Source organism: Sphingomonas sp. (assembly GCF_048595155.1).
Lineage (GTDB): Bacteria > Pseudomonadota > Alphaproteobacteria > Sphingomonadales > Sphingomonadaceae > Sphingomonas_I.
Genome location: NZ_JBMDXN010000094.1, coordinates 1 through 4,014 on the forward strand (window position 1 = coordinate 1; position 4,014 = coordinate 4,014).

3 protein-coding genes and 2 pseudogenes are annotated in these 4,014 nt (G+C 65.7%); all 5 read left to right on the forward strand.

Annotated features, from left to right (window positions below; translation table 11 throughout):
- Nucleotides 1-796 (forward strand): annotated as a pseudogene (locus ACOJSI_RS14530) (sodium:solute symporter family protein); the annotation flags it as partial.
- On the forward strand, nt 793-1,992 hold the full coding sequence (locus ACOJSI_RS14535) for an NAD(P)/FAD-dependent oxidoreductase (protein WP_420139015.1): 1,200 nt from the start codon (nt 793-795) through the stop codon (nt 1,990-1,992). The pseudogene ACOJSI_RS14530 and the gene ACOJSI_RS14535, both read left to right, overlap by 4 nt.
- On the forward strand, nt 1,989-2,297 hold the full coding sequence (locus ACOJSI_RS14540; protein ID WP_420139016.1) for a (2Fe-2S)-binding protein: 309 nt from the start codon (nt 1,989-1,991) through the stop codon (nt 2,295-2,297). Before ACOJSI_RS14535 ends, ACOJSI_RS14540 begins: the two co-directional genes overlap by 4 nt.
- The gene (locus ACOJSI_RS14545) at nt 2,284-3,696 is read left to right on the forward strand and encodes an NAD(P)/FAD-dependent oxidoreductase (protein ID WP_420139017.1); all 1,413 of its coding nucleotides are present in this window, start codon (nt 2,284-2,286) and stop codon (nt 3,694-3,696) included. Before ACOJSI_RS14540 ends, ACOJSI_RS14545 begins: the two co-directional genes overlap by 14 nt.
- A 52-nt stretch (nt 3,697-3,748) precedes the next feature.
- Nucleotides 3,749-4,014: pseudogene (locus ACOJSI_RS14550) on the forward strand (VOC family protein); the annotation flags it as partial.

Genomic DNA, 4,014 nt, shown 5'->3' on the forward strand with positions numbered 1-4,014 from the left:
TCCCGGCATCGGCCGCTTTCCAGGGAGCGACCCGACTGCGGGTCTGAACACGACCTGGTTTGTGACGTCAGCGCTGAACGTTGCGGCGAGCACCTGGTTTTTCCCGCATATGTTCCAGCTGAGCTATGCGGCCTCGGGCCCGCGCGCCCTGCGCCAGAACGCAATCTGGCAGCCGCTCTACTCCTTGTCCTATTTCTTCATCATCCTGCTCGGCTTTGCGGTCATCATTGCGGGTGTCGTGCCGCCCGGGCAAGATCCCAACGGCGCGCTGTTGCAGTTCGTCGCCGCGCGCTATCCCGCGTGGCTGGTGGGCGTGTTCGTGGGCACGGCATCATTGCTCGCCCTGGTCCCCGGCGCCGTCCTCCTGATGACCGCGGGGACGATCTTCTCCCGCAACATCGTTCAACCGGTATTGGGCGATCGCGGACCGCGCGCGACTCTTCTGCTGTCGCGGCTGTCGATGATCGGCTTTGCGGCGATCGCTGTATATCTAACACTTGGCGCGAGCGGATCGATCGTGAAGGTGGGTCTGTCGGCTTATGCGTCGATCGGCATGTTGGCACCGGGCGCCGTATTGGCGCTGGTATGGCGCCGCGCACGTGCGATCGGCGTTCTGGCGGGTCTCGTCGTGGGTTATCTGTCTCTGCTTCACCCGGCGGCGCTCGCATTGTGGCATCAGATTTTGCCGTCCTGGGAGCCCGGGCTGATCGCTTTGCTTCTCAATGCAACCGTGGCCACCCTGATCAGCCTCTTGCCACCGCCCCGGAACGCCACCTCTTCGGCGAAGCTCGCGTGAGCGACGTCGACGTCCTTATCATCGGTGCCGGTCTGATCGGCAGTGCAACGGCCTGGCACGTCGCGCGCGGCGGCGTCTCGGTGATGCTGGCGGATGCCTCTTATCCCAATGCCGGGGCTTCGGGGCAGAATGCCGGATCGCTTCACTTCCAGATCGAGCGGCGCTTCCTGGAAAATGGCGATCAACTCGCCCAGGAAGCCGCGCGGATCGTAGCCTTGAACCGCCTGGCGATCGACGATTGGGGCGGCCTTGAGGAAGCCTTGAGCGCTGACCTGCATCTGCGGCGAGACGGCGGCCTGATGGTCGCGGAAACCCCTGAGGAGCTCGACCTGCTTTCGCTCAAGGTCCAGCGTGAGCAGGCGACCGGCCTTGCTACCCGCCTGCTCGAACGAGGCGACGCCTTGCAGATCGCCCCCTATTTGTCCGACCGCGTGATCGCCGCGGCCTTCTTGATCCATGAAGGGCATGCAGATCCGCGGAGCGTCACGCCCGCCTTCCTTCGGGCGGCGATGGCGGCAGGTACCGAAACCCGCTTCGGAACGCAGATCGCCGCAATCCAGGGCAACCGCCCCGGCTTCTCGGTCACGCTACGCTGCGACGGACGCGAGGAGAGGATTGCTGCCGCAAAAGTGCTCATCGCGGCCGGCGCGTGGAGCGCGCAGATTGGCGCGCTCGCCAATCTGCACCTGCCGCTATTCCCGGTGGCGCTGACGATGAATGCGACGGAACGGGTGGCGCCGCTCATACCCCATCTGATCCAACATGTCGGGCGGCGTTTGTCGATGAAACAGACCCATGCCGGCAATATCCTGATTGGCGGCGGATGGCCGGCGCGGTTGCGGCGAAATGCCCTTGGGGGCTTCGATCCTGGCCTGCGCCCGGAGCCGATCGAACAGTCTCGCACCGACAACCTTCAGGCAGCGGTCGCAACTGTACCTGCGGTAGCCAATATGAATTTGCTGCGAAGCTGGACCGGCGTAACCGCGATCACGGCGGATCAATTGCCATTGGTGGGAGAGGTGCCGCGCTTGCCCGGCCTGTTTGTCGCTGCCGGAGGGTCTGCCTTTACGTTGGGGCCGACTTTCGCCCGGCTGATCGCGCAGCAGATGCTGGGGCATAAGGACGCAAAGACGGATGCGGCGCTGGCGATCGTGTCACCCCGGCGTTTCGAACACCTCAATGGATTTATGGGATGACCCGACGGATCGAGGAAGGCGTGGCGCGCGGGATGAAACTCTCGCTGCTGGTCGATGGTCGACGGATCGAGATGTTCGCAGGAGAAACGGTTGCGACCGCCATGCTGGCGGCCGGCATCACCGCCTTCCGAACCGATACGGGCGGCCGCCCTCGGGGATTGTTCTGCAACATGGGCACCTGCAGTGAATGTTATGTCCGCCTGCAGGCGGCGGGCAAAGCCGCAAGGCGGGTACGGGCCTGCGTGACGCCGGTTGAAGACAATATGGTGATAGAAACCGGAGGGGCAGACTTTGCCGGACTATGATCTGATCGTCATTGGCGGCGGCCCTGCGGGCATGGCCGCGGCGCGTGTCGCCGCAGACGGCGGCCTGTCTGTCGCGGTGATCGACGAGCAGCCCCGGCCGGGCGGACAGATTGCGCGTCAGCCCCCCGCCGCGTTCCGGGTCGCTCGCTGGCTTCAGGGTCGCGCCTATCGAGAGGTTCGTGCCGAGCTAACTGCCTTCGAGCGGGCGACCAACATCGAATGGCTCGGGGGGCGCTCGGTGATTGGCGTGGCGCGCGAGGCTGACGGCTTTATCGCGCACGCGGCTGGCGCGACTGACCTCATGCGTTTGACGGCGCGGCGCGTACTGGTCGCCGCGGGATGCTACGATCTGCCGACGCCCCTCGTCGGCTGGACGCTTCCCGGTGTGATGGCGGCCGGTGGCGTGCAGGCCTTCGTGAAAAGCCAGCAGCTTGTTCCGGGCGATCGCTTTGTGTTCGCGGGAACCCACCCGCTTATGCTGATAATTGCAGCCCAAATTGTCGCAGGCGGGGGCGACGTCGCCTTGGTCGCGTTCGACCAGCCGCGTACTGCAATGCTGCGCGCCGTCGGCCGCCGCAGCTGGACGGCCGTGCGCCACATCAAGACCTTTGCGCTGGTTCTTGACGCGCTTCGCATCCTGCGCCGGCACCACGTGCCAATCCGGTACGATTATCCGCTCACGCGCGTGACTGGCGACATCCGGATCGAGGGCGCGATCTTCGGCGAGAACATAGTCCCCTGTGATGCGGTGGCCCTTTGCTACGGATTTGTGCCGCAGTCGGACCTGCCGCGCATGCTGGGTGCCAGCGTGGAATGGGCGGCCCCGGCGGGCGGCTGGCGCACCCGCCATGATGCGTGGATGCAAACGGATGTCGACGGGCTGTTCGTTGCCGGCGAGACCAGCGGTGTCGCAGGGGCAAACGTCGCCTTGGACGAGGGTCGGCTAGCGGGGCTTGGCATCCTCCGCTCGATCGGGCGCGACGATGGCGTCGAGCGACGGGCCTTCGCCCTCCGTCAGCGCCTAGCCCATGCGCAAAGTTTCGCCGACATCCTGTCCGCCGTGGCAGATCCAAGCGCCGCGCTCGCGCGGGTCCGTCCGCCCGAGACGCTGTTGTGCCGCTGTGAAGACGTGACCTATGGCGCGGTCCGGGCGGCCCTGGTCGACACGCAGGCGACAAATCCGGTCAAACTCCTGACGCGCGTCGGCATGGGCTTATGCCAGGGGCGCAGTTGCGAAGCCGCTTTGCTACGTGAAATCGCAGCATTTACCGGCCGAGTGATCGACGCGCCCGGCGGGTTTACCTCGCGGTTTCCGGTCCGGCCTGTGCGCATCGGCGATCTGGTCGCTCCATCCTCCGTTGCGGCTGGCGCAACGACTTTGCAACGGCCGGAGGATTGAGCGCTGCGACCCGACCGCGCAGTCTGCGAGCACTCTAGCTCAGGACGACGCAATGATGGATCCAAGCCACCAAGACAGTGAGCGGCCCCGCCTCCGTGCGGCCGATCATGTTTCCTTCACGGGGCCGGATCTGGACCGCGCGGTCGCCTTTGACGCGGACGCGTTCGGGGCCGAGGAACTGTGCCGGCTCGGACCGCTCGACGCCGCCGCCATCCCACTCATGCTCGATGGGCGTGATTGGATGGCGGCGCATCTCGGCGTGCCCGGCGCCCGGCTAACGCTCGCGATGTTGAAGCTCGCATCCAATCTCAACCTGCA